The 25,260-nt window shown below is 56.3% G+C and carries 24 protein-coding genes and 1 tRNA gene; 15 read left to right on the plus strand and 10 right to left on the minus strand.

What is annotated here, in order from left to right; translation table 11 throughout:
* Positions 1 to 26: 26 nt before the first annotated feature.
* On the plus strand, positions 27 to 986 hold the full coding sequence (locus AC2D8O_RS07530; protein ID WP_484678183.1) for a hypothetical protein: 960 nt from the start codon (positions 27 to 29) through the stop codon (positions 984 to 986).
* An 84-nt stretch (positions 987 to 1,070) separates the two neighbouring features.
* Here AC2D8O_RS07530 and ychF read toward each other — a convergent pair whose 3' ends face one another.
* Together ychF and AC2D8O_RS07540 are read right to left on the minus strand one after the other, a co-directional pair.
* A complete protein-coding gene (gene ychF / locus AC2D8O_RS07535; protein WP_484678184.1) occupies positions 1,071 to 2,174 on the minus strand; it encodes a redox-regulated ATPase YchF in 1,104 nt (367 codons plus the stop codon).
* 55 nt (positions 2,175 to 2,229) lie between these two features.
* Positions 2,230 to 3,237, minus strand: a complete 1,008-nt coding sequence (locus AC2D8O_RS07540) for a hypothetical protein (RefSeq protein WP_484678185.1) — start codon at positions 3,235 to 3,237, stop codon at positions 2,230 to 2,232.
* Positions 3,238 to 3,362: 125 nt separating this feature from the next.
* Between AC2D8O_RS07540 and mqnE the strand changes: the two genes are divergently transcribed.
* From mqnE to AC2D8O_RS07580, 8 genes are read left to right on the plus strand one after another with little or no spacing between them, the layout of a single operon-like run.
* Positions 3,363 to 4,526, plus strand: coding sequence for an aminofutalosine synthase MqnE (gene mqnE / locus AC2D8O_RS07545; RefSeq protein WP_484678186.1), 1,164 nt, complete (start codon positions 3,363 to 3,365; stop codon positions 4,524 to 4,526).
* 3 nt (positions 4,527 to 4,529) lie between these two features.
* Positions 4,530 to 5,186: a histidine phosphatase family protein gene (locus tag AC2D8O_RS07550; RefSeq protein ID WP_484678187.1), complete on the plus strand. Its 657-nt coding sequence runs from the start codon at positions 4,530 to 4,532 to the stop codon at positions 5,184 to 5,186.
* The gene (locus tag AC2D8O_RS07555; protein ID WP_484678188.1) at positions 5,183 to 5,980 is read left to right on the plus strand and encodes a menaquinone biosynthetic enzyme MqnA/MqnD family protein; all 798 of its coding nucleotides are present in this window, start codon (positions 5,183 to 5,185) and stop codon (positions 5,978 to 5,980) included. Before AC2D8O_RS07550 ends, AC2D8O_RS07555 begins: the two co-directional genes overlap by 4 nt.
* Positions 5,981 to 5,988: 8 nt before the next feature.
* Positions 5,989 to 6,729: a bifunctional demethylmenaquinone methyltransferase/2-methoxy-6-polyprenyl-1,4-benzoquinol methylase UbiE gene (gene ubiE / locus AC2D8O_RS07560; protein ID WP_484678189.1), complete on the plus strand. Its 741-nt coding sequence runs from the start codon at positions 5,989 to 5,991 to the stop codon at positions 6,727 to 6,729.
* Complete coding sequence (gene porT, locus AC2D8O_RS07565) at positions 6,702 to 7,421, plus strand: type IX secretion/gliding motility protein PorT/SprT (RefSeq protein ID WP_484678190.1); 720 nt, start codon at positions 6,702 to 6,704, stop codon at positions 7,419 to 7,421. Before ubiE ends, porT begins: the two co-directional genes overlap by 28 nt.
* Before the next feature lie 9 nt (positions 7,422 to 7,430).
* Positions 7,431 to 8,195: an SDR family NAD(P)-dependent oxidoreductase gene (locus AC2D8O_RS07570; RefSeq protein WP_484678191.1), complete on the plus strand. Its 765-nt coding sequence runs from the start codon at positions 7,431 to 7,433 to the stop codon at positions 8,193 to 8,195.
* 47 nt (positions 8,196 to 8,242) lie between these two features.
* Positions 8,243 to 9,544, plus strand: a complete 1,302-nt coding sequence (locus tag AC2D8O_RS07575; RefSeq protein ID WP_484678192.1) for a replication-associated recombination protein A — start codon at positions 8,243 to 8,245, stop codon at positions 9,542 to 9,544.
* Between the two features lies 1 nt (position 9,545).
* Positions 9,546 to 10,448 (plus strand): DUF72 domain-containing protein, encoded by a 903-nt coding sequence (locus AC2D8O_RS07580; protein ID WP_484678193.1) that lies wholly within the window; start codon positions 9,546 to 9,548, stop codon positions 10,446 to 10,448.
* Positions 10,449 to 10,483: 35 nt separating this feature from the next.
* Here the strand turns inward: AC2D8O_RS07580 and AC2D8O_RS07585 are convergent.
* Positions 10,484 to 10,554: transfer RNA gene (locus AC2D8O_RS07585), tRNA-Cys, on the minus strand.
* 156 nt (positions 10,555 to 10,710) lie between these two features.
* On the opposite strand from AC2D8O_RS07585, the gene AC2D8O_RS07590 reads away from it, so the two are divergent.
* From AC2D8O_RS07590 to AC2D8O_RS07600, 3 genes are read left to right on the plus strand one after another with little or no spacing between them, the layout of a single operon-like run.
* A complete protein-coding gene (locus AC2D8O_RS07590) occupies positions 10,711 to 11,994 on the plus strand; it encodes a nucleotide sugar dehydrogenase (RefSeq protein WP_484678194.1) in 1,284 nt (427 codons plus the stop codon).
* 19 nt (positions 11,995 to 12,013) lie between these two features.
* Positions 12,014 to 13,150 carry a DegT/DnrJ/EryC1/StrS family aminotransferase gene (locus tag AC2D8O_RS07595; protein WP_484678195.1) on the plus strand — a complete coding sequence of 379 codons (1,137 nt, stop codon included), beginning with the start codon at positions 12,014 to 12,016 and terminating at the stop codon, positions 13,148 to 13,150.
* Positions 13,151 to 13,164: 14 nt separating this feature from the next.
* The gene (locus tag AC2D8O_RS07600; RefSeq protein ID WP_484678196.1) at positions 13,165 to 14,409 is read left to right on the plus strand and encodes a sugar transferase; all 1,245 of its coding nucleotides are present in this window, start codon (positions 13,165 to 13,167) and stop codon (positions 14,407 to 14,409) included.
* On the opposite strand, the gene AC2D8O_RS07605 is transcribed toward AC2D8O_RS07600, so the two are convergent.
* Positions 14,375 to 14,806: a hotdog fold thioesterase gene (locus tag AC2D8O_RS07605; RefSeq protein ID WP_484678197.1), complete on the minus strand. Its 432-nt coding sequence runs from the start codon at positions 14,804 to 14,806 to the stop codon at positions 14,375 to 14,377. The genes AC2D8O_RS07600 and AC2D8O_RS07605 overlap by 35 nt on opposite strands.
* 122 nt (positions 14,807 to 14,928) lie before the next feature.
* On the opposite strand from AC2D8O_RS07605, the gene AC2D8O_RS07610 reads away from it, so the two are divergent.
* Entirely contained in the window at positions 14,929 to 17,211 is a 2,283-nt protein-coding gene (locus AC2D8O_RS07610) for a transglycosylase domain-containing protein (RefSeq protein ID WP_484678198.1), read from the plus strand.
* Between the two features lie 62 nt (positions 17,212 to 17,273).
* Here AC2D8O_RS07610 and AC2D8O_RS07615 read toward each other — a convergent pair whose 3' ends face one another.
* From AC2D8O_RS07615 to AC2D8O_RS07625, 3 genes are all read right to left on the minus strand, one after another.
* Positions 17,274 to 17,912: a bifunctional nuclease family protein gene (locus AC2D8O_RS07615; protein ID WP_484678199.1), complete on the minus strand. Its 639-nt coding sequence runs from the start codon at positions 17,910 to 17,912 to the stop codon at positions 17,274 to 17,276.
* Between the two features lie 112 nt (positions 17,913 to 18,024).
* A complete protein-coding gene (locus AC2D8O_RS07620) occupies positions 18,025 to 19,017 on the minus strand; it encodes an electron transfer flavoprotein subunit alpha/FixB family protein (RefSeq protein ID WP_484678200.1) in 993 nt (330 codons plus the stop codon).
* The gene (locus tag AC2D8O_RS07625; RefSeq protein WP_484678201.1) at positions 19,017 to 19,757 is read right to left on the minus strand and encodes an electron transfer flavoprotein subunit beta/FixA family protein; all 741 of its coding nucleotides are present in this window, start codon (positions 19,755 to 19,757) and stop codon (positions 19,017 to 19,019) included. The genes AC2D8O_RS07620 and AC2D8O_RS07625 overlap by 1 nt, the downstream gene beginning before the upstream one ends.
* A 91-nt stretch (positions 19,758 to 19,848) precedes the next feature.
* Between AC2D8O_RS07625 and AC2D8O_RS07630 the strand changes: the two genes are divergently transcribed.
* Positions 19,849 to 20,184 carry a tetratricopeptide repeat protein gene (locus AC2D8O_RS07630; RefSeq protein ID WP_484678202.1) on the plus strand — a complete coding sequence of 112 codons (336 nt, stop codon included), beginning with the start codon at positions 19,849 to 19,851 and terminating at the stop codon, positions 20,182 to 20,184.
* A 112-nt stretch (positions 20,185 to 20,296) separates the two neighbouring features.
* Entirely contained in the window at positions 20,297 to 21,490 is a 1,194-nt protein-coding gene (sucC, locus tag AC2D8O_RS07635; protein WP_484678203.1) for an ADP-forming succinate--CoA ligase subunit beta, read from the plus strand.
* A 136-nt stretch (positions 21,491 to 21,626) separates the two neighbouring features.
* Here the strand turns inward: sucC and AC2D8O_RS07640 are convergent, their stop codons facing one another.
* The 3 genes from AC2D8O_RS07640 to rimO all read right to left on the minus strand — a co-directional run bounded on the left by AC2D8O_RS07640 (position 21,627) and on the right by rimO (position 25,249).
* Complete coding sequence (locus AC2D8O_RS07640) at positions 21,627 to 22,217, minus strand: PspC domain-containing protein (protein ID WP_484678204.1); 591 nt, start codon at positions 22,215 to 22,217, stop codon at positions 21,627 to 21,629.
* 64 nt (positions 22,218 to 22,281) lie between these two features.
* Positions 22,282 to 23,838, minus strand: coding sequence for a bacillithiol biosynthesis cysteine-adding enzyme BshC (gene bshC, locus AC2D8O_RS07645; protein ID WP_484678205.1), 1,557 nt, complete (start codon positions 23,836 to 23,838; stop codon positions 22,282 to 22,284).
* A gap of 82 nt (positions 23,839 to 23,920) precedes the next feature.
* A complete protein-coding gene (gene rimO, locus AC2D8O_RS07650; RefSeq protein ID WP_484678206.1) occupies positions 23,921 to 25,249 on the minus strand; it encodes a 30S ribosomal protein S12 methylthiotransferase RimO in 1,329 nt (442 codons plus the stop codon).
* Positions 25,250 to 25,260 lie beyond the last annotated feature (11 nt).

Here is a 25,260-nt window from a genome sequence, read left to right on the forward strand (position 1 = left end):
CTTTTTCCGTACTCTCGTTCCCAGCTATGTCCAGTTTTCATTTTTTCGGTTTGCTGCATCTTGCAGTGGGTGAAACCTCAGCGGTGAATGTGTCGACCCAAGACTTCTCCGACCAGGTGCGCATTTATCTGCATAATGCGGCATTCCTTTCTTCATCCCTGAAGCAGCAGGGGTTGGCCTTTACCCTGCTTACCAACAATCTAGCGGCCCTTGAACAGGCCACTGGAAAACTGCCTCAGGGGCTTCAGGTGAAGGAGATTGCCTTTGAGACGCCTGTGCCCAAAGGCATCACTTTCTATTCGGCGCATTTCAAGCTGGATGCCTTTCGGTATATCAGCACTCAGAAAGAGGTGGAATACGCCGTTCTGTGCGACCTGGATGTTGTATGTCTGTGCTCAGTGCCACGTGCACTGCAAAACATTGCAGCACAGCGTCTGCCGTTGGTGTATGACATCTCAGACCAGGTGATACCCGCTTATGGGCACGGTGCGATTCTGGACGACCTAGAGGCTATTCATCAACAGCCTTCGGAGGGCAGGTGGATGGGAGGGGAGTTTATCTCGGGGCCCCCTTCATTCTTTCATGCGCTGGTCATGGAGATCGAAGCCCTTTTACCAAGGTATTTTCAGCGGATTGGGGCTATGCACCATGTTGGCGACGAAGCCTACACCTCAGCCGCGGTGGAGGTAATGCGTCGCAAAGGAGTTGTCATAGGTGATGCGGGCCTCCTGGGAATAGTGGGGCGATACTGGAACGCCAGTGTGCTGCACCCACAGAAACCTTGGGCGTACTTTGCCGACTGCTTCCTGCTGCATTTGCCCGCCGACAAGAAGCTGTTGGCACAATTCGGCGCATCCGGCTTCATCTTTTCCGAGGCCCCCGCATTCATCGGGCGATATCGTAATGAGGCACGGATAACCAGAATCAAAAACTATTTTCTGAACCGACTGCGGTTGAGGTGGATTGCACGGCTGTTAAGAAGGTAGCACAGCTGAGGGCTGGATTGGATGCCGCTCAAAGCAGAAAGCCCCAGTAGCGGGGCTTTCGGAATGCTGTAGGCTTAAATGGGCTTAGACGTTGAAGCGGAAGTGCAGGACGTCGCCATCAGCCACGACGTATTCTTTGCCTTCTACGCGCAGCTTGCCTGCTTCCTTGGCAGCAGCCTCGCCTTTTAGCTTGATGTAGTCGTCGTAGGCAATGACCTCGGCGCGGATGAAGCCCTTCTCAAAGTCGGTGTGGATGACGCCAGCAGCCTGTGGCGCTTTGGCGCCTACCGGAATCGTCCAGGCACGGACTTCTTTGACACCGGCGGTGAAGTATGTCTGGAGGCCCAGCAGCTTATAAGCAGCGCGGATCAGGCGATTGAGGCCTGGCTCTTCAATTCCCATAGCGGTAAGAAACTCCTCGCGTTCGGCAGCCTCACCCAGTTCTTGTATCTGCGCTTCGATGGCAGCACAGATAACAACGGTTTCGGCGCCTTCGGCGGCTGCCAGTTTCTTCACCGCCTCTACGTGGGTATTGGTGCCTGCGGCGATGCTTCCTTCGTCTACATTACAGACGTACAGCACCGGTTTGGCGGTGAGCAGGTGGCTTTCGGCCAGCAGGGCAGTGGCTTCGTCGTTGCCCCGGATGAACGAGCGGATGCTGTTGCCGCTGTTGAGGTGTGCTACTGCCTGCTCAATAATCTCTACTTCACGCTGGGCTTCTTTGGAGCCGCTTTTGGCGGTACGACGGGCTTTGTCCAGGCGCTTGTCGAGGGTCTCGAGGTCTTTCAGCTGAAGCTCGGTTTCGACGGTATCGCGGTCGCTGACGGGGTTGATGCGGCCCTCTACGTGGATGATGTTGTCATCTTCGAAACAGCGGAGCACGTGCAGAATGGCGTCGCACTCGCGGATGTTTGCAAGAAACTGGTTGCCCAGGCCTTCGCCCTTGCTGGCACCGCGTACCAGTCCGGCAATATCTACAATCTGCACGGTGGCAGGCTGTACGGCCTGTGGGTTGACGATGGCGCTGAGGGCATCGAGACGGGGGTCGGGTACCATCACCATGCCCACGTTGGGCTCGATGGTGGCAAAGGGATAGTTGGCAGCCAGTGCGCCCGCGTTACTCAGGGCGTTGAAGAGGGTAGACTTGCCGACGTTGGGCAGGCCAACAATGCCGCATTGCAGTGCCATGTAGAATCAGAAAAGGAAAATGCGGCGCAAAGATACGCTTTTACAGGCGTGGCGGTCAGTTGTCGTCGAAGTCAGACGAGTCGTAGTCAGCGGACTTGCGCTTTTTGTCTTTGGCAGGCTTGGCTTTTTTCTTCTGCTCCTGACGGGCCCGCTCTTGCTGCTGCCGCTTGAAGCGTTCCTGATCAGTGCCAGTGCGACGTATGTCGCGGTCGTCGGTAGCGCCTGGTGCTGGCGCGAAGAGGTCGTCTACTGCCGGTGCAGGCTCGGTGGCAGGCTCAGGCTTTTTGCGGCGGGTAGTAGCGGAGTATTTCTGGCTTTGGAAGAGGCCTCCACCGATGCTGACGCGAAGGTAGGCACCAGTCAACTGGTGATCATCTATGCCAGTGGGCTTTACGCCGCTTGCAGTGTTCTCCCAAGCGCTCTTTCCAGCGGAGAAATAGGCACCCAGATCGGCGCCTACTACCAAGTAGCGTACACTGCCCACTTCCCAGCGGGCCGATACGCCCACTTCCAGCAAACCTGTAGGTGCTGAATACTCGTTGGTCTTGGCTTTGAGCACAGGGTCACTGCCAAAGGCCAGGTTTTCGGTGGAGTAGTTGGCATATGCCATGCGGGTTTTGCCAATGGTGTAGCCAACGAAGGGGTAAAGCAGCAGCCCATTCCGGTTCCAGACGGCATAGCCTACACTGGCGCCGTAGGAGAGGTTGCGGATTTTCACCTGGCCGCGGAAGGTCTCGGTCTCGGTGTAGTCGGCGTAGTTGAAGTGGCCCTGAATGATGAAGCGGCGAAAAAAGAGGCCGCCGCCAGTGATGCCATATGTGCCCCCCAGACGGTTGAGCGCCACAGGCAGCGAGTCGGTCGATAGACCCGTGGTGGTGTTGTCAAGGTTTTGTTGCAGACCACCAAAGCCACCATAGGTAAGGCCACTAAAACCCATAAGCCAGAAGCCCTGCGAGAAAGCCGTCTGGTTTTGGGCCTGTTGCTGCCCAGTGAGCTTTTTTTGTGCCCTTGCGGGCATGGCCAGGGCCGATAACCCCACCAACAGGAACAGGACTCGTTTCATGGTGCAGTCACAAATATATCCGAATTGGCTATGCACGATGGGCTTTTGTAGAATCTGCTGGAACTTTCAATCTTTTTTGAAAATTCTCGTTGTGTAAGTAGTTTTGCACGCGAGACAACAAACATATGAATACTGCCTCTTCCGCTCTGTACAGTGCGAGCCTGACGGCCGCCGAGGTTGCCATACGGGACAAAGTGCTGGCTGGCGAGCGCATCTCAGATGAGGACGCTCTGGCGCTGTATGAGTCGGACAATCTGGCATTTGTGGGTGCTCTGGCGCATGCGGTGCGTGTGCGCAAACACGGGCTGAAAACTTACTTCAACCGCAACTTTCACATAGAGCCCACCAACATTTGCGTATATACCTGTTCGTTCTGCTCATTTGCCCGCCGCCCTGGTGAAGAAGGGGGCTGGGAATATTCGCTGGACGAGGTGGACCAGATCGTGCACCGTTACGACGGCAAGCCAGTAACGGAAGTGCACATCGTAGGTGGCGTACACCCCAAGCGTGGTGTAGACTACTACGGTGAGATGATGCGCCGCATCAAGGCCATTCGCCCGGAGATTCATATCAAGGCTTTTACGGCGGTAGAACTGAAAGTGATGTTTGCCCGCAGCCGCATGACCATTGAAGAGGGCCTGAACGCGTTGCGCGAGTATGGATTGGACTCTCTGCCCGGTGGTGGCGCCGAGATCTTCCATCCAGATGTGCGCAAGCAGATCTGCGACACCAAAGCCAGCTCGGAAAACTGGCTGACAATACACGAAACAGCGCACAAACTGGGCATTCCCAGCAACTGTACCATGCTCTACGGCCACTTGGAGAAATATGAGCATCGGGTGCACCATATGCGTCAGCTGCGCGAACTACAGGATCGTACCAAGGGCTTTAACACGTTCATTCCGCTGAAATTCCGGAACGAGAACAACGACATGAGCTACATTCCAGAGTCTACCGTAACGGAAGACCTGAAGAATTATGCCGTGGCGCGCATCTATCTGGACAACATTCCGCATCTGAAAGCGTACTGGCCAATGATCGGTAAGTCTACCGCACAGGTGAGCCTGAGTTTCGGTGTGAACGACGTAGACGGCACCATCGACGACACGACAAAGATTTACTCAATGGCAGGTGCCGAAGAGCAGACCCCTGTGATGAGCACCCCCGAGCTGATTCAGCTGGTTCGTGCCGCAGGTTTTGAGCCAGTAGAGCGCGACTCGATTTACAACGTGCTGCACGACTACAGTGTAGAGGAGTTTGTGCCAGAAGGCGAAACCACCGTCGCCTGACGCATGCTGAAAGGCCTCTCTTCCCCGGCGCGGCGTACCACCCAGCGGTTGTTCCTGCTGCGGCATGGTCAAACGGAGTTCAATAAGCTGAACATCGTCCAAGGTGGTGGTGTGGACAGCGACCTGAACGATACAGGGCGATCGCAGGCCGAGTTGTTTCATGCGCATTACGGCCACCTTCCTTTTGCTTCCTCTTACTGCTCCACCCTCAAGCGCACGCGCCAGACCCTCCATCACTTTGAGGTAAATGGCTTGGTGCCCACGCAGATAGAAGGCTTGAAGGAAATGGGGTGGGGTGTGCTGGAAGGCGTGCAACAGACTGCTGAGTCTGAGCATCTGTTCAAGCAGATGCTGGACCGCTGGGCCAAAGGCGAACTGACAGCTGCACTCGAAGGTGGCGAAACCCCACTGGAAGTGCGTGACAGAGCAGTGGAATCCGTACGGAGCATCGTGGAAGCCCAGCCTGAAGGCGACCTGTTGATCTGCACGCATGGCCGTACGCTGCGCATACTCCTGTCAGAACTGCTGGGCTACGGCCTAGAGCGCATGCAATGGTTTGGTCACGCCAATACCGGTCTCAATGTGCTGGTGCGGGCGGGGGAGGCCATTTATCTGGAAAAGTACAACGACGTTACCCACCTTCAAGCCCTGCCTCGATGAAGCCCCTGCGCCTGGTAGTAGTGTCGTATCTGAACAGCAAGCCCTTTATTGAGGGGCTGCGTGGCGAGTTTGGCCCTGACGAACTGGAAATCGTAGAGCAGATTCCTTCAGCCTGTGCCGAGTCCTTTAAGACGGGCAAAGCAGATCTGGGGCTGATACCGGTGGGGGCACTGCTGGATTTCGACAGTGTAGAAGTGCTGAATCATTACTGCATCGGCGCCGACGGTAAAGTTGACTCTGTGTTTCTCTTTTCCCAGCAGCCCATCGAAACGCTGAAAGCCGTGTATGTGGACTGGCATTCGCGGAGCAGCAATGGACTGGCGCGTGTGCTGCTGCGCCACCACTGGAAGCAGGAGCCGGCGCTGCTGTCAGAGCCCGATTACTTTGACCGTATCACGGGCAGCACGGGAGGCATTGTCATTGGCGACCGCGCCATTGCCATCCGGCACCAATACAAATACGTGTATGACCTGGCGGCCGAGTGGAAGGCCTGGTCGGGCTTGCCATTTGCCTTTGCCGTTTGGGCCTACCACCCCGACCGTGTGGACAGCGACACCGTCTCTCGGATCTACCGGGCTTTTGAGCACGGCATGGCCAACCGCACGGCCATTTCGCAGAAGTGGGCGCCCCATTTCGGCATGACGCCTGCTGCCGCAGAAGATTACCTTCGGCACGCTATTGATTACGACTTCAACGCCGGCAAGCAGGAGGCAGTACGCCTTTATCTTGCGCGTCTGGCTGAACTGAACTTACGACCCCAACCCGAACTGCGCATTGCCGCAGCCCTTTCCTGACTCCCTACATGGCTACCCCCGAACGCACCGTTGTAACGCCTTATGGCACTGCTGCTGGCTCCAAGAAGCAGCAGGTAGCCCAAATGTTCGACAGCATTGCCCTGCGCTACGATCTGCTGAACCATGCCCTCAGCATGGGTATCGACATTCTTTGGCGCCGCAAGGCCATTCGTATGATTCGGCCTTACGCTCCCAAGGTGGTGCTGGACCTCGCGACGGGCACAGGCGATTTTGCCATCGAAGCTGCCAAGCTGAATCCTGAGCGGATCATTGGTCTGGACATCAGTGAGGGCATGTTGGCAAAGGGCCGCGAAAAGATGCTGAAAAGGGGGTTGGAGCGGCTGGTGGAAATGAAAGCTGGCGATGCCGAACACCTGCCACTGGCAGACGCCAGTGTAGACGCCATCACGGTTGGCTTTGGTGTGCGCAACTTTGAGAACCTGGAAAAAGGTCTAGGGGAAATGCTGCGGGTGCTGAAGCCGGGTGGTGTTGCCATGATTCTGGAACCTGCAGTGCCGACGAAATTTCCGATGAAGCAGCTCTTCCAGTTGTATTTCCTCCACATATTACCCTTCATCGGGCGGCTGGTGAGCAAGGATAAGGTGGCTTACACGTACCTGCCTGAATCGGTGCGGGCGTTCCCAAACGGAACAGATTTTGTGAATATTTGCACCAGCGTTGGCTATCGGACGGCCAAGTTTTACCCGCTAACCCTCGGCATTTGTTCACTCTATCGGCTCGAAAAGTAACCCTGGTGGCACTTCTGGTGACAGTGCTGCCTCTGGCAATGCTGGCCCAGCGCACAGGCAACAGCAGTTACTACGACTACAAACGGTTTTACTTCGGGCTTGCCATTGGGGTCAATTATGCCGACTCGCGTGCCGAACTGGGAACCTTCCCTATTCTGAAGCAGGTGACGCCAACGCAGTTCGACACGCTTTACAACGTACGGACTGAAGGCACCGGCGGTGTGAATCTGGCACTGACAGGTGTGGTGCGCCTTACTGAGAATCTGGACCTGCGCCTTATACTGCCAGAGGTTTCTCTACAGCAGCGCAACTACTATTTCCTGTTCAACTCTGGCACCCAGCTGCGCAAAATCGAGTCGACCTATCTTGCTACTTCGCTGATGCTGAAGTACAAAAGCGATGTGTACCACGACTATCGCGTTTATGTGGCGACAGGTCCTCGGTATGGCATCAACTTTCTCAGTGATGAACGTGTAGCCAACGATCCGGAGTTGCTGAAAATCGTGCGCCGCGACTTTGGCTGGACCTTCGCCGTTGGCATGGATTTCTACGGCACCAAGCTGAAACTGTCACCTGAGCTGAGCTATACCTTTGGGCTCAGCAACGTATATGTGCCCCGCAATGAAGACGTGCCTGGGGCCATCCGGAACATCTACACCAATTCGTTCGCACTAACCATTTACTTCGAGTAACCCCATTGCATGGCTGCTAAAATTGCCCTTATTACAGGCGCCACCGCCGGTATCGGCCTTGAAACTGCCCGTATTTTCGCCCTGCATGGCTATGATGTCATCCTGACTGGCCGCCGTGCCGAACGCCTTCAGGCGCTGGCCGCCGAGCTGGAAGAGCAATATCAGGTGCGGGCGCTGCCATTGGTGCTGGATGTGCGTGAGGCGGCTGCTGTAGAGCAGGTGCTCACCGCACTGCCGGAAGCCTGGCAGCCCATTCATGTGCTGGTGAACAACGCCGGACTGGCCCGTGGCCTTGCCCCTTTCGATCAGGGCACGCTGTCGGACTGGGAGGAGATGATTGATACCAATGTCAAAGGCCTTCTGTATGTGTCGCGCATCGTGGGTGCGGCCATGCGCAAACAGGGCTTTGGGCACATCATCAATGTGGGCAGCATTGCAGGCAAGGAAACCTACCCGAATGGAAACGTATACACTGCCACCAAACACGCCGTAGATGCCCTGACCAAAGCCATGCGCATGGACCTCCTGGGGGCAGGCGTAAAAGTGGGCGCGATACACCCAGGCATGGTAGAAACCGAGTTTTCGGTAGTGCGCTTCCATGGAGACGAAGACCGCGCCCGAAATGTGTACAAGGGGCTACAACCCCTGACTGGCCGGGATGTGGCCGAGACAATTTTCTGGATGGTATCGGCGCCGGCGCATGTCAATATTGCGGATGTGCTGCTGTTGCCCTCTGCACAGGCATCGGCGACGCTGGTGCACCGGGAAGGCTGAGAAGCCGGGGCTGAGGAATCGAAACTCTCGCCTTACCTTCGTGGTAGATGGCAACACTGTTTCATGCAGATGGCGCGGCTCCTTTGGCCGAGCGGGTGCGCCCGCGTACGATAGATGAGTACGTTGGTCAGCAACACCTGCTGGGGCCGGGTGCGCCTCTGCGTAAGCTGCTACAGGCGCAGCGGCTGCCCAGCATGATTCTCTGGGGGCCGCCTGGTGTGGGTAAAACCACGCTGGCGCGGCTGTTGGCAGAGGCTATGAACAAGCCTTGGCAGACCCTTAGTGCTGTACAGGCGGGGGTTAAGGAAGTGCGGGCCGTGCTGGACATGGCCAAACTGGAGCCGGGCACGGTGCTGTTCATCGATGAAATCCACCGCTTCAACAAAAGTCAGCAGGATGCCCTGCTGCACGCGGTAGAGCAGGGGACTATCACGCTGATTGGCGCTACCACCGAGAACCCGAGCTTCGAGGTAATCTCGGCGCTGCTGTCGCGCTGCCATGTGTATACGCTCAACGCTTTTACTCTGGAGGACATGCAGGCGCTGCTGACGCAGGCTGCTGCCAGGCTGAAAGCCGATGAGGGCGTGGAAGTGGAATTTCAGGAGCTGGAATCGCTGTTTCGTCTGTCGGGTGGCGATGGCCGCAAGGCCCTGAACCTGCTGGAGCTGGCCATACTGGCTGCCAATGGGCAAAAGGTGACGATTACCAACGACCTGATGGAGACGCTGGCACTGCAGAAGACGGCGCGCTACGACAAGTCGGGCGAGCAGCATTATGACATCATTTCCGCGTTCATCAAATCCATCCGCGGCTCGGACCCCGATGCGGCGCTGTACTGGCTGGCGCGCATGCTGGACGGCGGCGAAGACATTCTGTTCATTGCCCGCCGACTGGTGATATCGGCCAGCGAGGATGTAGGCAATGCCAATCCGAATGCACTGTTGCTGGCTACCAGCACCTTTCAGGCTTGTCAGATGATTGGCCTGCCCGAGGCCCGCATCATCCTGTCGCAGTGCACTACCTATCTGGCGTCCAGCCCCAAGAGCAATGCCAGCTATGCTGCAATCGGCGCTGCCATGGAAGCGGTGCGCCGCCACCCTGATGCACCTGTTCCCCTACACATCCGTAATGCGCCTACCAAGCTGATGAAGAATATGGGCTATGGGAAGGGCTACAAGTACAGCCACGACTATGCTGGCGCTGAGGGAAATCAGGCATTCCTGCCGGAGGAGCTGGAAGGTTCGGTTTTCTACCACCCCAAGGACATTGCCCGCGAGAAAGAGATAGGCCAGTATCTGCGGCGGCAGTGGCCCGGGCGATATGAAGATTCACCTTCTTCCAATTCCTGACATGGATTTCGGACGACTGGATTCGGTAGACGGCGTGGAGTTTCATCTACCACCCGATGCAGAGCTTACGCGCTTTACGCTGAAAGGCAAGCCTGTTCCTAAGCCATTGGTGCGGGTGGGATGCCCCAGCTACAACCACCCTGAATGGTTGGGAAAAGCGTATCCGGCCAAGACAAAACAGGCCGATTTCCTGAAAGTGTACCTGCGGCAGTTTCAGTCGATCGAGATGAACTCAACGGCCTATGCAATGCCTTCAGCTGTGCAGGTAGCCAAGTGGTACGATCTGGCGGCAGAGATCAATCCGGCATTTCGATTTTGTCCAAAGCTGCCCCAGACTGTAACACATTATGGCCGGCTGGAAGAGCGTGGGCCGCTGGTGGATGAGTTTGTACAGCGAATGCTGCCATTACGGCAATTTCTGGGGCCATCTTTATTTCAGTTGTCAGAACGGGTGGGCCCCAAACACTGGCCTGCGCTGAAAGCACTATTGCAGCGTTTCCCACCGGATTTCCAGGTAGCATTGGAACTGCGCCACCCCGACTGGTTTTTACCCGATGCGCCCGAGTGGGCCGAGGAACTGGCTGCCATGGGCATTGGCACCGCCATTACCGACACCGCGGGAAAGCGGAATGTGCTGCACATGAAGCTGTCAACCCCGGTAGCGTTTATCCGTTTTACGGGCAACAATCTGCATCCTACGGACTTTACCCGGCTTCAGGACTGGTCTGTCCGGACGAAGGAATGGCTGGAGCAGGGGCTTGATGCGCTGTACTTCATGGTGCACACGCCCGACAAAACGTATTGCCCAGAGCTGTACAATGACTTTTCGGAACGACTTTCGGCTGCAGTGGGGCTGCGGCTGCCACTCTGGAAACCCGAACCACAAACGAGCACCCTTTTCTAGAAGCAAAAAGACGCTCGGAGAGAGCGTCTTAGATGAGGTGGTAGAGGGAGTCGAACCCCCGTAAAAGGTTTTGCAGACCTGTGCCTAGCCACTCGGCCATACCACCGTATCGGGAGTGCAAATATAGCAGCTTTCTTCATTTCCAGTGGCGCTGCTTATTTTTTTGCATTGTGTCTTCATTTAACACGCACTGTGCTGAATGGTACACTACTACGGCTATCTTTGCAGCCGACCTCACTGAACTAAGTAAAACCTAACTCTGATGTACCAAGAGCTGCTCCGCAAAGAAAAAACACTTGCAGTCATTGGCTTGGGCTACGTTGGTCTTCCCATTGCCCTTCTGTTTGCCAAGAAACTCCGGGTAATTGGCTTCGACATCAATGCCAAGCGTGTTGAAATGATGCGCAACCACATTGATCCCAGTGGTGAGCTGAAGCCAGAAGAGTTTGCCGGTTGCGACATCTCTTTTACAGCAGATATTGAAGACCTCCGCAATGCGCATTTCTTTGTGGTGGCAGTACCTACGCCCATTGACCAATATAACAATCCCGATCTGACGCCAGTAATCAAGGCAAGCGAGACGCTGTCGAAGGTGCTGAAGAAGGGTGACTATGTGGTGTATGAGTCGACGGTTTACCCAGGCTGCACCGAAGAGGATTGCATCCCGATTCTGGAGCGTTCGGGCCTCAAGTTCATGTCAGACTTCAAGGTCGGTTATTCACCTGAGCGCATCAATCCTGGGGACCAGCACCACAAGCTGGAAGACACCATCAAGATTGTGTCGGGCTGTGACGCCGAGTCGCTTCAGGAAATTCACGATGTGTATGCCCTTGCTATCAAAGCCGGGTTGCACAAGGCTCCTACCATCAAGGTAGCTGAAGCCGCCAAAATTATCGAGAACACCCAGCGCGATTTGAACATCGCTTTGATGAACGAGTTGTCGATTATTTTCGACCGCATGGGCATCAACACCTATGATGTTATTGACGCTGCTGCCACCAAGTGGAACTTTCACCGCTACCAGCCCGGTCTGGTAGGTGGCCACTGTATTGGCGTGGACCCTTACTATTTGACGCACAAAGCCAATCGGTTGGGCTATAACGCCCGCGTTATTCTTGCTGGCCGCTACATAAACGACAATATGGGCCGCCATATAGCCGAGCAGACGGTGAAGAAAATGACGGCTGCCGGAAAGGTCATCAAGGATACCCGCGTACTCATCATGGGGGCAACCTTCAAGGAAGATGTACAGGATATCCGCAACAGCAAGGTTTTCGATGTTGTGCGGGAGCTTCAGAGCTTCAGCGTGAATGTCGAAGTAGTAGACCCTCATGCCGTTGCAGAGGAGGTAGAGCACGAATACAACTGCAAGCTCTCGCAGATAAGCGGTAACTACGATGCGGTAATCGTAGCGGTAGCTCATGCCGAATACCGCTCTTTGACAGAAGCTGATTTCCAGAAGCTGCTGAAGGCTGATGGCGCATTGATTGACATCAAAGGCTTGTTCCGCGAAAAAATCAAAGGCCTCACTTACTGGAGCCTCTAACAACCATACGCCTTCGCTTATGAAGAAAATCCAGATGGTGGATCTCCTCTCCCAGTACGAGAAAATCCAGAGTGAAATCGACAATGCTGTGCTTGGCGTTATCCGCTCATCAGCATACATCAACGGACCCGAGGTGAAGAACTTTCAGGCCGAACTGGAGAAGTATATGGGTGTCAAGCATGTGATACCCTGTGCCAATGGTACTGATGCGCTTCAGATTGCCATGATGGCGCTGGAGTTCCAGCCTGGCGATGAGGTCATCGTGCCTACCTTCACTTACGTAGCCACGGCTGAGGTAATTGGCCTGCTTCGTCTTACGCCGGTGCTGGTGGACGTAGACCCGCATACCTACAACGTAGATCCTGCGAAAATCGAGGCAGCCATCACGCCCAAGACCAAAGCGATTGTTCCGGTGCACCTCTTTGGCCAGTGCGCTGATATGGACCGCATCATGGAGATTGCAAAAAAGCATAATCTCTATGTGATTGAGGACAATGCCCAGGCTATCGGAGCGGTATATACCAGTCGGGATGGAAGTGTAAAAAAAGGTGGCACTATCGGGCACATTGGCACCACTTCTTTCTTCCCCTCGAAAAACCTGGGTTGTTATGGTGATGGTGGTGCCATCTTCACCAACGACGATACCCTGGCTGAAAAAATGCGCATGATTGCCAACCACGGTCAGAGCAAGCTCTACTACTTTGACCGCATCGGCGTTAACAGCCGTCTGGACAGCATGCAGGCTGCAATACTGCGCGTGAAGCTACCCCACCTCGATAGCTATTGCGACGCCCGCCGCGCTGTGGCCGACTATTACGACAAGGCTTTTGCCGGTGTGAAGCAGATTGTAACGCCCACGCGTGCCGCCAACAGCACACACGTGTTTCACCAGTACACCCTTCTGCTGAAAGGCCTGAACCGTGATGCCATGAAAGATTTTCTAGCAACGAAGGGCGTACCGGCCATGATTTATTATCCGGTGCCGCTGCACCAGCAGAAGGCGTATATCGATCCCCGTTACAAGGACGGCGATTTCCCGGTATCCGAACAGCTGTCTCACGAGTGCATCAGCCTGCCCATGCAGACCGAACTGGACGCCGAGCAGCTGAAGTACATCGTGGACAGCGTGATGGAGTTTGTCCGCGCCAATTCCTGATTCCCTTTGTCCGTATGCGTAACGCTTCGCATAACGGATTCTATCAACGATACGTAAAGCGCCTCCTGGATATTCTCCTGGGGGCGCTTCTGTTTTTGTTGTGCCTGCCTTTGCTGGTGGTGTTGGGGATGATCGGGTGGCTGGCGCATGGGGAGTCGCCTTTGTTTTTTCAGCAGCGGCAAGGGTTGAGTGGACGGCCCTTCAGGGTGTGGAAACTGAAAACCATGCGCAGTGGGCTGGGGCCAGACGGACAGCCTTTGCCGGATGCCGTTCGCCTGACGGGCTATGGTCGCTGGCTTCGGCGCTTCTCGCTGGATGAGTTGCCGCAATTGTGGAATGTGGTCGAAGGCAGTATGAGCCTGATAGGCCCGCGCCCCCTGCCGCTTTATTACGATCAACTGTATTCATTTGCGCAACGTCGGCGATTTAAAGTAAAGCCGGGCATAACCGGGTTGGCGCAGGTTAATGGACGCAATGCGCTGGGCTGGTATCGCAGGCTGGCGCTCGACGCCACCTACGCTGGATCGGTCGGTCTGCGGCTGGATCTGCTTATTTTGTGGCGTACTGTGGCTGTTGTGCTGCGGGGTGTGTTCAGAAACGAAGGCATATCCGGTGGCGGCAGCGAAACGATGACTCCTTTTATGGGAAATACGAAAGAGCAGTTCGTTATCCTGGCAGGTGGCGGGCATGGGCAGGTAATGGCCGAGGTGCTTGCCGCGCAAGGGCATACGCTGGTGGGTGTTTTCGATGACCAGCTTTTGGCGGCAGGTAATCCATTGGCAGCCTTGTATGCAGGGGCCTACGATGCTGGCATACACAGCCATGCGTTGGCAATAGTTGCAGTAGGCGACAATGCAGTACGCAAACGGATGGCAGAAACCCTGCGGCATGTTGCAGGTATTGCCATTCATCCGCGTGCGTGGGTAGCCCCGTCGGCAGAGATTGGAGAGGGCAGTATGATATTGGCTGGGGCACTGGTACAGACGCAGGCTACCGTGGGCCGTCACTGCATTGTGCAGACTGGGGCGGTAGTAGAGCACCATGCCCGGCTGGAAGACTTTGTGCACGTGTACCCCGGCAGTGTAGTGCTGGGTATGGCCCAGATAGGAGAAGGCACCACCATTTGGCCCAACGCTGTGGTGCACAAGATGGTGAAGGTAGGGGCCAACTGCGTGATTGATTCAGGGGCAGTGGTACGTTCCGATGTACCCGCGGGCACTCATGTTACCGCGAAAGGATGGCCACTGTCAGCCGACTGACGCAGGTGGGCTTGCCCCGCTCATCGAAGAGGCGGATATCCCATACGTGAGTCTTGGCACCCAGATGAATGGGCTTACAGATGCCCGTAACACGGCCTTTGCTGACCGAGCGGAGGTGGTTGGCGTTCACCTCAAGCCCCACGCCATAATGCTTGGCGGGGTCTACTACGAGGTTGCTGGCAACGCTGCCCAGTGTTTCGGCCAGTACCACGCTGGCGCCCCCATGCAGAATCCCCATCGGCTGGTGTGTGCGTGGGTCTACGGGCATACTGCCTTTGAGAAAGTCGGGGCCGATCTCTTCGATTCGGATATCGAGGAAAGTGCCCATGTGCTGGGCATCTGCGGCCGGAGTCAGCTCTTCAATGGAATAGGGGCGGAACCAGATGGGGTCGCTCATAAAAGAAGTTTACGCTACTACGTGGCGAAGCTAGACATAGTTTCCCGGCAGGGGGCTGAGTTTTCCTGTAGTTTTGAGTTGCCTACTTGTGCTCTTAATCCTCTGTGAAGGTAACCACTCGCTTGTCTGACTTTCTTTGGCGCTGGGTTGCGCCACTTGCTAGTCGCCTGGGGCTGCAACGGCAGCATTTCTGGCTGATTCCACTATGGCTGACTGGCGGTCTGCTTACAGTGGGAGGTATGTATGCCAGCGTGCAGATTGCCAAGACCCCGGCCCCTGTCATTTTCTACGCCCGGCCCTCGCTGGTGTACAGCGCCGACAGCGTGTTGCTTGCCCGGTTCCAGACAGAAGACTATGCGCCGCCCATCACGCTGGACTCCCTGCCTGAGGCCGCGCGGCAGGCCTTGATTGTCTCCATTGCGGTAGATTATGATACGGCAGCCTGGCACTTTGCCAGCTACCCGGCCCGCCGCAATGCGCGGGTGCTGGGGCAGCGCGCCAACACCATGGGTACGTTACAGCAGTTGTGGCTGGCGATGCGCCTGGACCAGACGAACAGCCAGGCCGCCTTGCTGAACGGGATGCTCAATTTCACAGAGCTGATTGGTGGAAAGCCTGGTCTGCGCCGCGCCGCACGTCTTTTGTTTGATCGGGCACCGCAGCAGCTGACGCTGCCAGAGGCTGCGCTACTGGTGGGCATGATGAAGTCGCCCTCGGCCTATTCGCCGCAGCGACATCCAGAAGCGGCCCTGAATCGCCGCAATGAAATACTGAAACTGATGCAGCAGCGGGGCTTCCTTTCTGTTGCACAGCTTGACTCGCTCATCAAAGTACCTGTGAAGCTGAAGGCGGGTACGCTGGAGACACAACGGACGGAGTCGTTGCAGCCCTATTTTACACACTATGTGGAGCGTGAAATGAAGCAGGCGCTGAAACGTCATGCCGATTCTACTGGCCAGCAGCTTTCGCTGGCAACCGATGGCCTGACCATTTACACCACGCTGGATACCCGTTACCAGCAGCATGCAGAGGATGCGGTGAATCAGCATATGCGCATGTTGCAGGAACCCTTTACCGAGCAACTACGGACGTTTGCACCCTGGCGCAAGGATACGGCCTATCTGCCGCGGCTGATGCGGAAAACCGAGCGATGGAAGGCTGCGGCAAAGGCGGGGACCCCGGAAAAAGAGATTAAAGCACAGTTTGACAAAAAGGTGAAGATGACGCTGGTGAAGGTGGTGGCCGACCGGCGCAAGGGCAGGCAATGGGGAGCTGGCCGAGTGTGGATGGAAGATACGCTGCTGAGCCCCAAAGACTCGCTGCTGCATTACCAGTCGATGTTGCAGGCGGCGGTGGTGAGTGTGGAGCGCAGCACAGGCAGGTTGCGTGCCTGGGTGGGCGGCTATGAACACACCACACTGCCTTTAGACCACGTGTGGCAGACGCGTCGCCAAGTGGGCTCGGCCTTCAAACCGTTTGTATACGCGGCGGCGCTGGAATCGGGCATGACCCCCTGCTCGGAGCTACCCAACAAACGAATGGAGATAGAGACACCGGAAGGGCCCTGGGTGCCGGAGAATGCCGAGGGCGAGTCGGAGCCGATGCTGAGTATGCGTTGTGCGCTGGCTTTCAGTATCAACCGTGTGGCAGTACACCTCAGCGAAACCGTAGGTCGGGAGAAGGTGGTCGACTTTGCCCATCGGTTTGGAGTGAAAAGTGTCATCAAGCCCGTTCCGGCAGTGGCATTGGGCACATCGGATGCGAGTGTGCTGGAAATGACGCAGGCATATGTTACGCTGGCCAACTATGGCCGCAAAGTGCCGATTCGGGTAGTCGAGAAGGTGCTGAGTGCAGAGGGAAAGGAGCTGCCGCTGTTTGGCAAGGGTAGTGCACCAGAGGTGATTCCTGCTGCCAGTGCCTATTCTCTTATTGACATGTTGCGTGGGGTTGTTACGTTCGGCACGGCTGGTACCATCAGGCGGGCTTACAACCTTTATGGTATAGACCTGGCTGGTAAGACAGGTACTACCCAGAACCACTCGGATGGGTGGTTCATGAACATGACACCGGAATTGGTTACGGGTATCTGGGTAGGCTGCGACGACCGGCGGGTGCGCTTCCAGTACATGTATTATGGCCGTGGTGCCATGACGGCCATGCCGATTGGCGGGCTATACCTCAGTAAGGTATATGGCGATAAAAAGCTGGCCCTGTCCAAAGGGAAGTTTGAGGCACCGGCAGGCTATGCTGTGAAGAACGATTGCCCCACCTGTCCGGACTTCCGCCCACCTGCTCCCGATTCTACCAATACTGACACCAGCAAAGTACCTGTGCAGCTGCTGGACGAAGAACCCGACGAAACACTGGACGATCTGGGGCTGGGGGATGACGACGATGAGCTGTAGAATGAATAAAAAACAGCGCCACGAAGGGCGCTGTTTTTCTATGGCAACGGCTTTTGGGTCTTTTATTGACCTTCCAGCTTGTTGATTTCGTCGCGGAGCTTGGCTGCCCGTTCGTAGTCTTCTTTAGCGATGGCTTCTTCCATCTGTTGGGTCAGCTTTTTAATCATCTGGCCTTTACCAGAGGCAGGTACAGTGGAGGCAGTAGTTAGTGTTTCCTCGGCAGTCTCTTCCATTTCAGAGATGGCATAAGGATCTTCCTGGGGTTCATCTTCTTCGCTGCCGGCGTCAGAGTCTTTTATGACGATACCTGCTTCCTGGAGGATATGCTCGTAGGTATAAATAGGCGCCTTGTAGCGCACTGCGATGGCGATGGCGTCGCTAGGGCGAGCGTCGATTTCGTGAAAATCGTCGTTCTGGTGCATAACGAGGCGCGAGAAAAACACGCCTTCACGCAAATCGGAGATCACGACTTCCTGCAGGCCAATGTCAAAGTTGTTGGCTATGGACAGGATGAGGTCGTGGGTCATTGGCCGGTTCGGCTTGATGTTCTCAATCTCGAGGGCAATGGCCTGTGCTTCAAAGCCACCGATGATGATGGGCAAGCGTCGGTTGCCGCCTTTCTCGCCGAGAACCAGCGCAAAGGAACCAACCTGGCTTTGGCTGCTGCTTAGGCCGAGGATTTCGAGTTGAATCTTTTCCACGAGGGAAGACGGAGGTTGTGTTGTCGTGTATCCAGCATGCCAGGGAGTATCATCGGGCTCCCTGCTCAGCGGCAGGGAAACGTCCCTGCCGCTGTTGGGGGGATAGGCAATATCAGCTGTGGGCGGCCTTGTAGGCTTTCACAGCGTCTACGAGCTTGGGCAGCACTTCATTGACGTCGGCCACCATGCCGTAGTCAGCAGCCTTGAAGAACGGAGCTTCAGGGTCCTTGTTGATTACAATGATGGTTTTACTGCTGCTGACACCTGCAAGGTGCTGAATGGCACCGGAGATGCCCAGCGCGATATAGACATTTGGCGAAATCTGAATGCCGGTTTGGCCCACATGCTCGTGGTGGGGGCGCCAGTGTACGTCGGCTACTGGCTTGGAGCATGCAGTGCCAGCGCCGAGAAGGGTTGCCAGTTCGCCTACTTTCTGCCAGTTGCCAGTGAAGGTCTGTTCGTTGCCTACGCCTCGGCCGGCCGAAACTACGATTTCGGCTTCCTGAAGGCTGATTTGGTCGCCAGCTTTGCGTACTTCCTTCACTACTGCGGCGAAGTCGCGGTCTGCGGGGGTGTAGGCTACAGCTTCAATTGCTGCATCCTTGGCGCTTTCCTTCACTTTGTAGCTGTTGCCCTTGATGCTGACAACCACTTTGCTGCTGGCGGTGCCCAGGGTTTCAACGGCTTTGCTCGTATAGCTGGAGCGCTTCACTTGATAGCCTGCTCCAGCCTTTTCCACCAGGCTGTTGACGCCGGAGAAGAGCGCAGCGCCCAGCTTTACAGCTACGCGGGGGCCTACACTCTTGCCGTTGTTGGACTGTGTGAGCACTACAATGCTGGCACCGCAGGCCTGTGCAGCAGCTGCTACAGCCGAAGCGTATGGGGCTTCGTTGAACTGGGCCAGTTTGTCGTGGCGGACAGCGTGTACTTTGCTGATGCCATACTTGCCCAGGACTTTCAGTTCGCTGTCGTCAACGTTGCCCACCGATACGGCGTGGCACTCCACACCGAGGGCGGCAGCGAGGTCGGCACCATAGGTGCAGGCTTCGAAAGCAGGCTTCTTGAACTTGCCTTCCTTGTTTTCTACATAAACCAGAACAGCCATTAGAGTGCTCCTTTTTCGTTAAGAACCTCAACCAGTGCTTGGATATCGTCGGCGGCGAGCATCTTCACGCCGCTCTTTGGGGCCGGAAGTTCATACTTCACGGTGTGGGTAAGGGCATCACCAGCAGCGGCGGGTACTACAGCCAGGGGCTTGGTACGGGCAGCCATGATGCCACGCATGTTGGGAATGCGCCATTCGGCAATCCCTTTGGTAGCGGAAAGCACCAGCGGCAGCGAGCTTTCGATCACTTCGGTGCCACCTTCGATTTCGCGCTCTACGATTGCCTTGCCGTTTTCAACCTTGAGGTCGATGACAGAGCCAACAAACGGAAGATCAAGGAGCTCAGCGACCATGGCACCTACAGCGGCGTCGTTGGTTTCGATGGACTCCTTGCCCAGCATGATCAGCTGGAAATCCTTGCCTTTGGCGTACTCGGCAATCTGCTTTGCGATGTAATAGGGGTCGCGAGGACCATTGGCATCCACGCGCACGCCTTCATCGGCTCCAACCGCCAGGGCTTTGCGGATGGTGGGCTCGACATCGGCCCCCCCCACGCACAGAGCAACGCTCTTGCCTTGGTTGGTTTTCTCCTTGAATTCGATAGCACGCGAGAGTGCATATTCGTCGAACGGGCCAATTACAAAACTGACGCCGTTCTTCACCAATGCTTTGCCGTCGGCCTCAAACGCCACCTTTGTGGTGGTGTCGGGCACATGGCTGATGCAAACTAGAATGTTCATGCCGTAGCGGTGTGTAAATTCGTCTGCGTAACGGGACTGCAAATATAACACTCTCGGCCAGCCAGCGTTCCGTTCTGGCCTGTTTTCCAGTATGTCAACCGATCGTTTAGAACAACTGTACGCCTTTCTCAAGGACGACCCCAGCGACCCATTCGTGTACTATGCCATAGCCACGGAACTCATTCGGCGGGAAGACCGTCAAGGCGCGTTGGGGTATTTCGAGAAACTGACCCAGGATTTTCCTGAGTATGTAGGCACCTATTACCACCTGGGCAAGCTGCTGGAGCAGTTGGGGCGTAAGGAGGAAGCCATAGACATCTACCGTGAGGGCATCAAACGGGCCGAGGATGCCCGCGAGCGCAATAGTGTACGCGAGCTGAAAGAAGCCCTGAACCGCGCCATCGGTTTCGATGACGGCTTTGACTGACCGTCTGCACCCCACTGATTGTCTGTGCGTTGGGGCATCTTGCAGGCCAAGGCCTGCGGTTGCCTGTTAAATTGTGTATTATTGCCGCTGCTAAACCTATATCCCAGCCATCATGAAGCTGCACGAATACCAGGGCAAGGATATCCTTAAGTCCTTCGGCCTTCCGATTCAGGAAGGTGTCGTGGTGGAAACCGTAGACCAAGCCTACGAAGCTGCCCAAAAACTCTACCCGAACCCTACCGGCAAGGAGTGGTTTGTTATCAAGGCCCAGATCCACGCGGGTGGTCGCGGCAAAGGTGGCGGGGTGAAGATTGCCAAAGGCCTCGACAAGGTGAAGGAAGTTGTGGACCAGATTCTGGGCATGCAACTGATCACACACCAGACCGGCCCTGAAGGCAAGAAAGTGCACAAGGTGCTCATCGCGCAGGATGTGTTCTACCCCGGCGAAAGCGAACCCAAAGAATATTACCTCTCCATCACCCTTGACCGGGCAACTGGCCAGGATGTACTGATGGCCAGCGCCGAAGGTGGTATGGACATCGAAGAGGTAGCCGAGAACCATCCTGAAAAGATTTTCAAGGAGTGGATCAACCCCACCATTGGCCTCCAGCCGTTCCAGGCCCGTCGCCTGGCGTTCAAGCTGGGCCTTGAAGGTGCTGCCTGGAAAGAAGCCGTGACGTTCATCCAGAAGCTGTACCACGCCTACCAGCAGACCGACGCCGCCCTGCTGGAAATCAACCCCATGCTGAAGACCAGCGACAACAAAATCATCGCTGTTGACACCAAGCTGGACCTCGACGACAACGCCATGTTCCGTCACAAGAACTATGAGGCCATGCGTGATGTGACCGAAGAGGAGCCGCTGGAAACCGAAGCCCGCGAAGCCAACCTCAACTACATCAAGCTGGATGGCAACGTTGGCTGTATGGTGAATGGCGCTGGCCTGGCCATGGCTACGATGGACATCATCAAGCTGTCGGGTGGCGAGCCTGCCAACTTCCTTGACGTAGGAGGTGGAGCCAACGCCAAGACGGTAGAAGCTGCCTTCCGTATCATCCTGAAAGACCCCAGCGTCAAGGCCATCCTCATCAACATCTTTGGCGGCATCGTACAGTGCGACCGTGTAGCCAACGGTGTGGTAGAAGCCTACAAGAACATCGGCAACATCAACATCCCGATCATTGTGCGCCTGCAGGGCACCAATGCCGAGAAAGCCAAGGAAATCATCGCCAACAGCGGCCTGAAGGTAGTAGGTGCAGTAGAACTGCGCGAAGCTGCCCAGAAGGTACGCGAAGCACTGGCGTAACTTTCCGATACGGGTTAAGTGAAATTCGAAGGGCTACCCAAACAGGGCAGCCCTTCTTTTTTGCGGGCGTGGCGATGCAAAAGAAAAGGGCAACCTGACACAGGCTGCCCTTTAGGATTTCAGGAGATTGGAGTTCTCAGCGGTCGTCGTCGCTGGGGGGCAAGAAACTGAGGCCTACAGCCAGCAGCAGATACAGGAACACCGAGGCCCCGCTGGTGATGGGGATGGACACCAGGAACAGCAGACGCATGATGCCCGGCTTGATGCCCAGACGGCGGGCAATGCCACCGGCCACACCGGCAATGATTTTGTCGCGGCGAGACTTGTAGATGCCTTTGGGCTTAGCCTTGCGCTCGGGCTTCACGAGGCGGGCATGGAGCTGCTTCAGGCGGTCGAGCAGGCTGTTCAGCGGGTTGGACTGTAAACGTGACAGCGTATAGACCCCACCAGCCAGCATAGTGAGTATGCCGAAAACGTAAATAGGACCGTTGTCGAAGAACCAGCTGATGCCCGGCAGCGAGGCCAGACCGAAGAATGCCAGCAGGGCACCCAGCACCATGAAGATGTTGCGGCTGTTGGCCAGGCGCTTGTCTTCTTTCTCCTCCAGTTGCTGGGAGTAGGTGAGCAGTTCGTTGATCTCCTCCAACTTGCGGTCGTCCTCTACCGCAGCCGAGTTCTGGCGCAGGTAATTGAGGAGCTCGTTCTGTGGGGATTGCTGGTATTGCATAGGGGAGTGCTACAAGTAGCCAATTTCAAGAAAGACGACCGCCGGAAGCAGAAGTTGCACCAAGTTAGTCAAAGCTGGGCACGATAAGGTTCTGCATGCCGCTGCCGGTGGGATTGGCTTGCAGCAACAACCACTGCATCAATGCCTGGGGCTGGTGTGGTGCAAATGCGGCCCAGTTGAGCACGCGCTCCTGCACGGCACCTTCGGCAGCCCAGTGCTGCTTTACGGTCAGCGGGGCTACCCATTCGGGATGATTGGCGGCCTGTCGCTTGATGAGTTTGGCCAGCAGCCGCTCGCGGAAAATTTCCAGTTTTTTGCGCTGGCCAGCCACGTTGCGGGCCTGACCTGCGTCTATCCCAGTGGCCAGTGCTTCGAGTGCGGCAAGGGCGCTACTGGCCTGCTCCAGATGTGCCGTTGCCTCCGCTTTATTCCAGTGCTGTTCGACCAGTTGGCGGCGCAGCAGGTGCATGGGCATGGCAAGATGCTGCCAGTCGAATCCGGCATTCTGCCATTGCTGCCAGTCGGCGGCGGGAATAAGCTGGGCCTGCATGCGGGCAAAGAGCGCAGGGTAGGGCGTTTGGTGAGCCTGAAATACAGTGGTCAGCTGGCCCCAGTAGGCGACTTCCGCCCAGCCGCCAATGTAGGCCAGATTGGGCAGCACCTGCTCCTGATAAACGGGGCGCAGTACCACTCCTGGGCTGAAACGCTCGGGGTGTTTGGTGGCCTCGGCGGTGAGCTGGGCCGGGGTGAAGCGTATGTCGGTGCCTTCTACCACTACATCGGCACCCGCGGGCAGCAGGCGCAGACGGGCATTGTCTGTAAGATAGAAGAGGTTGATGTCGCGTGCCTGAATCTGGGCCTTGTAGCCGCAGGCCTCCAGCTTCTGGGTCTGTTGGTTCAGCTGTTCTATCGAGGGACGCTGCAGGGCTTCAGCCAACAGGGTGGGCACGAATGCGCGCTTGAGTTGGGGGGAGTCAGGATCCAAGACCACGAGACCTTCATCACCCAGCAGGCCTTGCATCAACTGCTGGAATGCCAGCGCAAACGTGGTGCCGGGTTTGTAAGCTGAGGCAAGCAGTGGGCTTGCTGAGGTTATCTGGGCAATATCCTGTGTCAGGATGTGGCGGCCCACCGCACCCGTCACAGGCGCTTCATAGACGGCTTTGTGCTGAAACGAGAGCCAGGTGTGGTTTACCTCGGCCCAGTCGTGGTCTTCACTGGCGATCCAGAAAAGGGGTATGAAGTCCAGATGCGGGAAGACTTTCTTCAGGCGGCGCGCCAGCCCAATGATGGTCAGGGCCTTCAGGGGAGTATACATGGGCCCGCCCCAGAGGCCGGGCTGCTGGCCAGTGGTTACCGTGTAGGTAGTGTCTTTTCGCAGAAGGGCAATCTGTTGTGCACTGACTGCCGACTCAGCAAGATGGCTGTACTGTCCTTCCAGTACGCCTGCGAGCACCTGACGGTCAACAGGATGCTGGTTGCGTTGGGCGATGATGGGCTCGAAATAGGCTTTGAGTGCCTCGTCTGAAGCTGGTATAGGGCCAGTAGCGTGGGGATAGAGCGACTGTAGCTCGGGGCGGCAACAGAGATAGTCGTCGCGGAAACTGCGGCTGGCGGACATGTAAGCGTTTTGGGGAGGTTTATGGCAAAATACAACCCCAGCGCCACCCGTGCAGTTCGGTTAACAAGCTTTTGAGGTTTACCTAGAAGGCGGGCTTGTCCAGAATGGTGCCCATGAGGTCAAATTCTGTGGCCTGGTCGATGCGGACGCGGTAAAACGCACCGATTTCCAGGGGCAGGGCTGAGTTGGGTATTAACACCTCGTTATCAACTTCGGGGCTGTCGAACTCGGTGCGGCCAATATAGCTGCCGCCTTCCTGGCGGTCGATAATGACAGCCAGTTCCTGACCAACTCGGGTGCGGTTCAGTTCCAGTGAAATATCCTGCTGTACTTCCATCAACTCGTCGGCGCGGCGCTGCTTGTCTTCCGGGGTCACATCGTCTTCCATCTGAAAGGCATGTGTGCCCTCTTCGTGCGAGTATTGAAATACCCCCAGCCGCTCGAAGCGCATTTGCTCCACAAAGCGCAGAAGCTCTTCGTGATCGGCTTCGGTTTCGCCAGGATAGCCTACGAGCATGGTGGTGCGGATGGCAATGCCAGGTACCTCTTCGCGAATGCGTGCAATCAGCTCCTCGGTTTTTTCGCGGGTGATGCCTCGGCGCATGCGCTTGAGCACTTCGTTGGCGGCGTGTTGCAGCGGCAGGTCCAGGTACTTACAGATGTTGTCGCGCTCGCGCATCACGGGCAGAATTTCCATGGGGAAGCCTGCCGGGTAGGCGTAGTGCAGACGAATCCAGCGCAGGCCCTCTACATCGCTGAGGGCGCGCAGCAGATCATCGAGGCGGCGTTTGCCATACAGGTCTATGCCGTAGAATGTGAGTTCCTGCGCAATGAGCATGAGTTCTTTCACGCCACGCGATACCAGAAACTGAGCTTCCTGTACCAGTTCTTCGATGCTGCGCGAACGGTGGTTGCCGCGCATGAGCGGAATGGCGCAGAAGCCACAGGGGCGGTTGCAGCCCTCGCTAATCTTGAGGTAAGCGTAATGGCTGTCGGTACTGGGGATGCGTTCGCCCAGCAGTTCGTGCTTGTAGTCTACACCCAGCTTGGCCAGCAGGTCAGGCATGTCCTGCGTGCCGAAGAAGCCGTCCACTTCCGGGATTTCCTGCTCCAGGTCGTTGCGGTAGCGCTCAGACAGGCAGCCGGTTACAAACACCTGGTCCACTTTCCCATCGGCTTTGCGCTGGGCATACTCCAGAATGGTCTGTACGGACTCTTCCTTGGCGCGGTCAATGAAGCCACAGGTATTGATGACGACAATGCCGGCATCCGAGTTCTCGGCCTCGTGGGTCACGTCCAACTTGCTGCTCTTCAGCTGTGTAAACAGGTTCTCGCTGTCTACCAGGTTTTTGGAGCAACCAAGGGTGATGATGTTGACGGCGGGGCGGGAAGTACGGGGGCGTGTTTTCACGATGCAGAGAC

This window comes from Pontibacter sp. T17, from assembly GCF_057219875.1.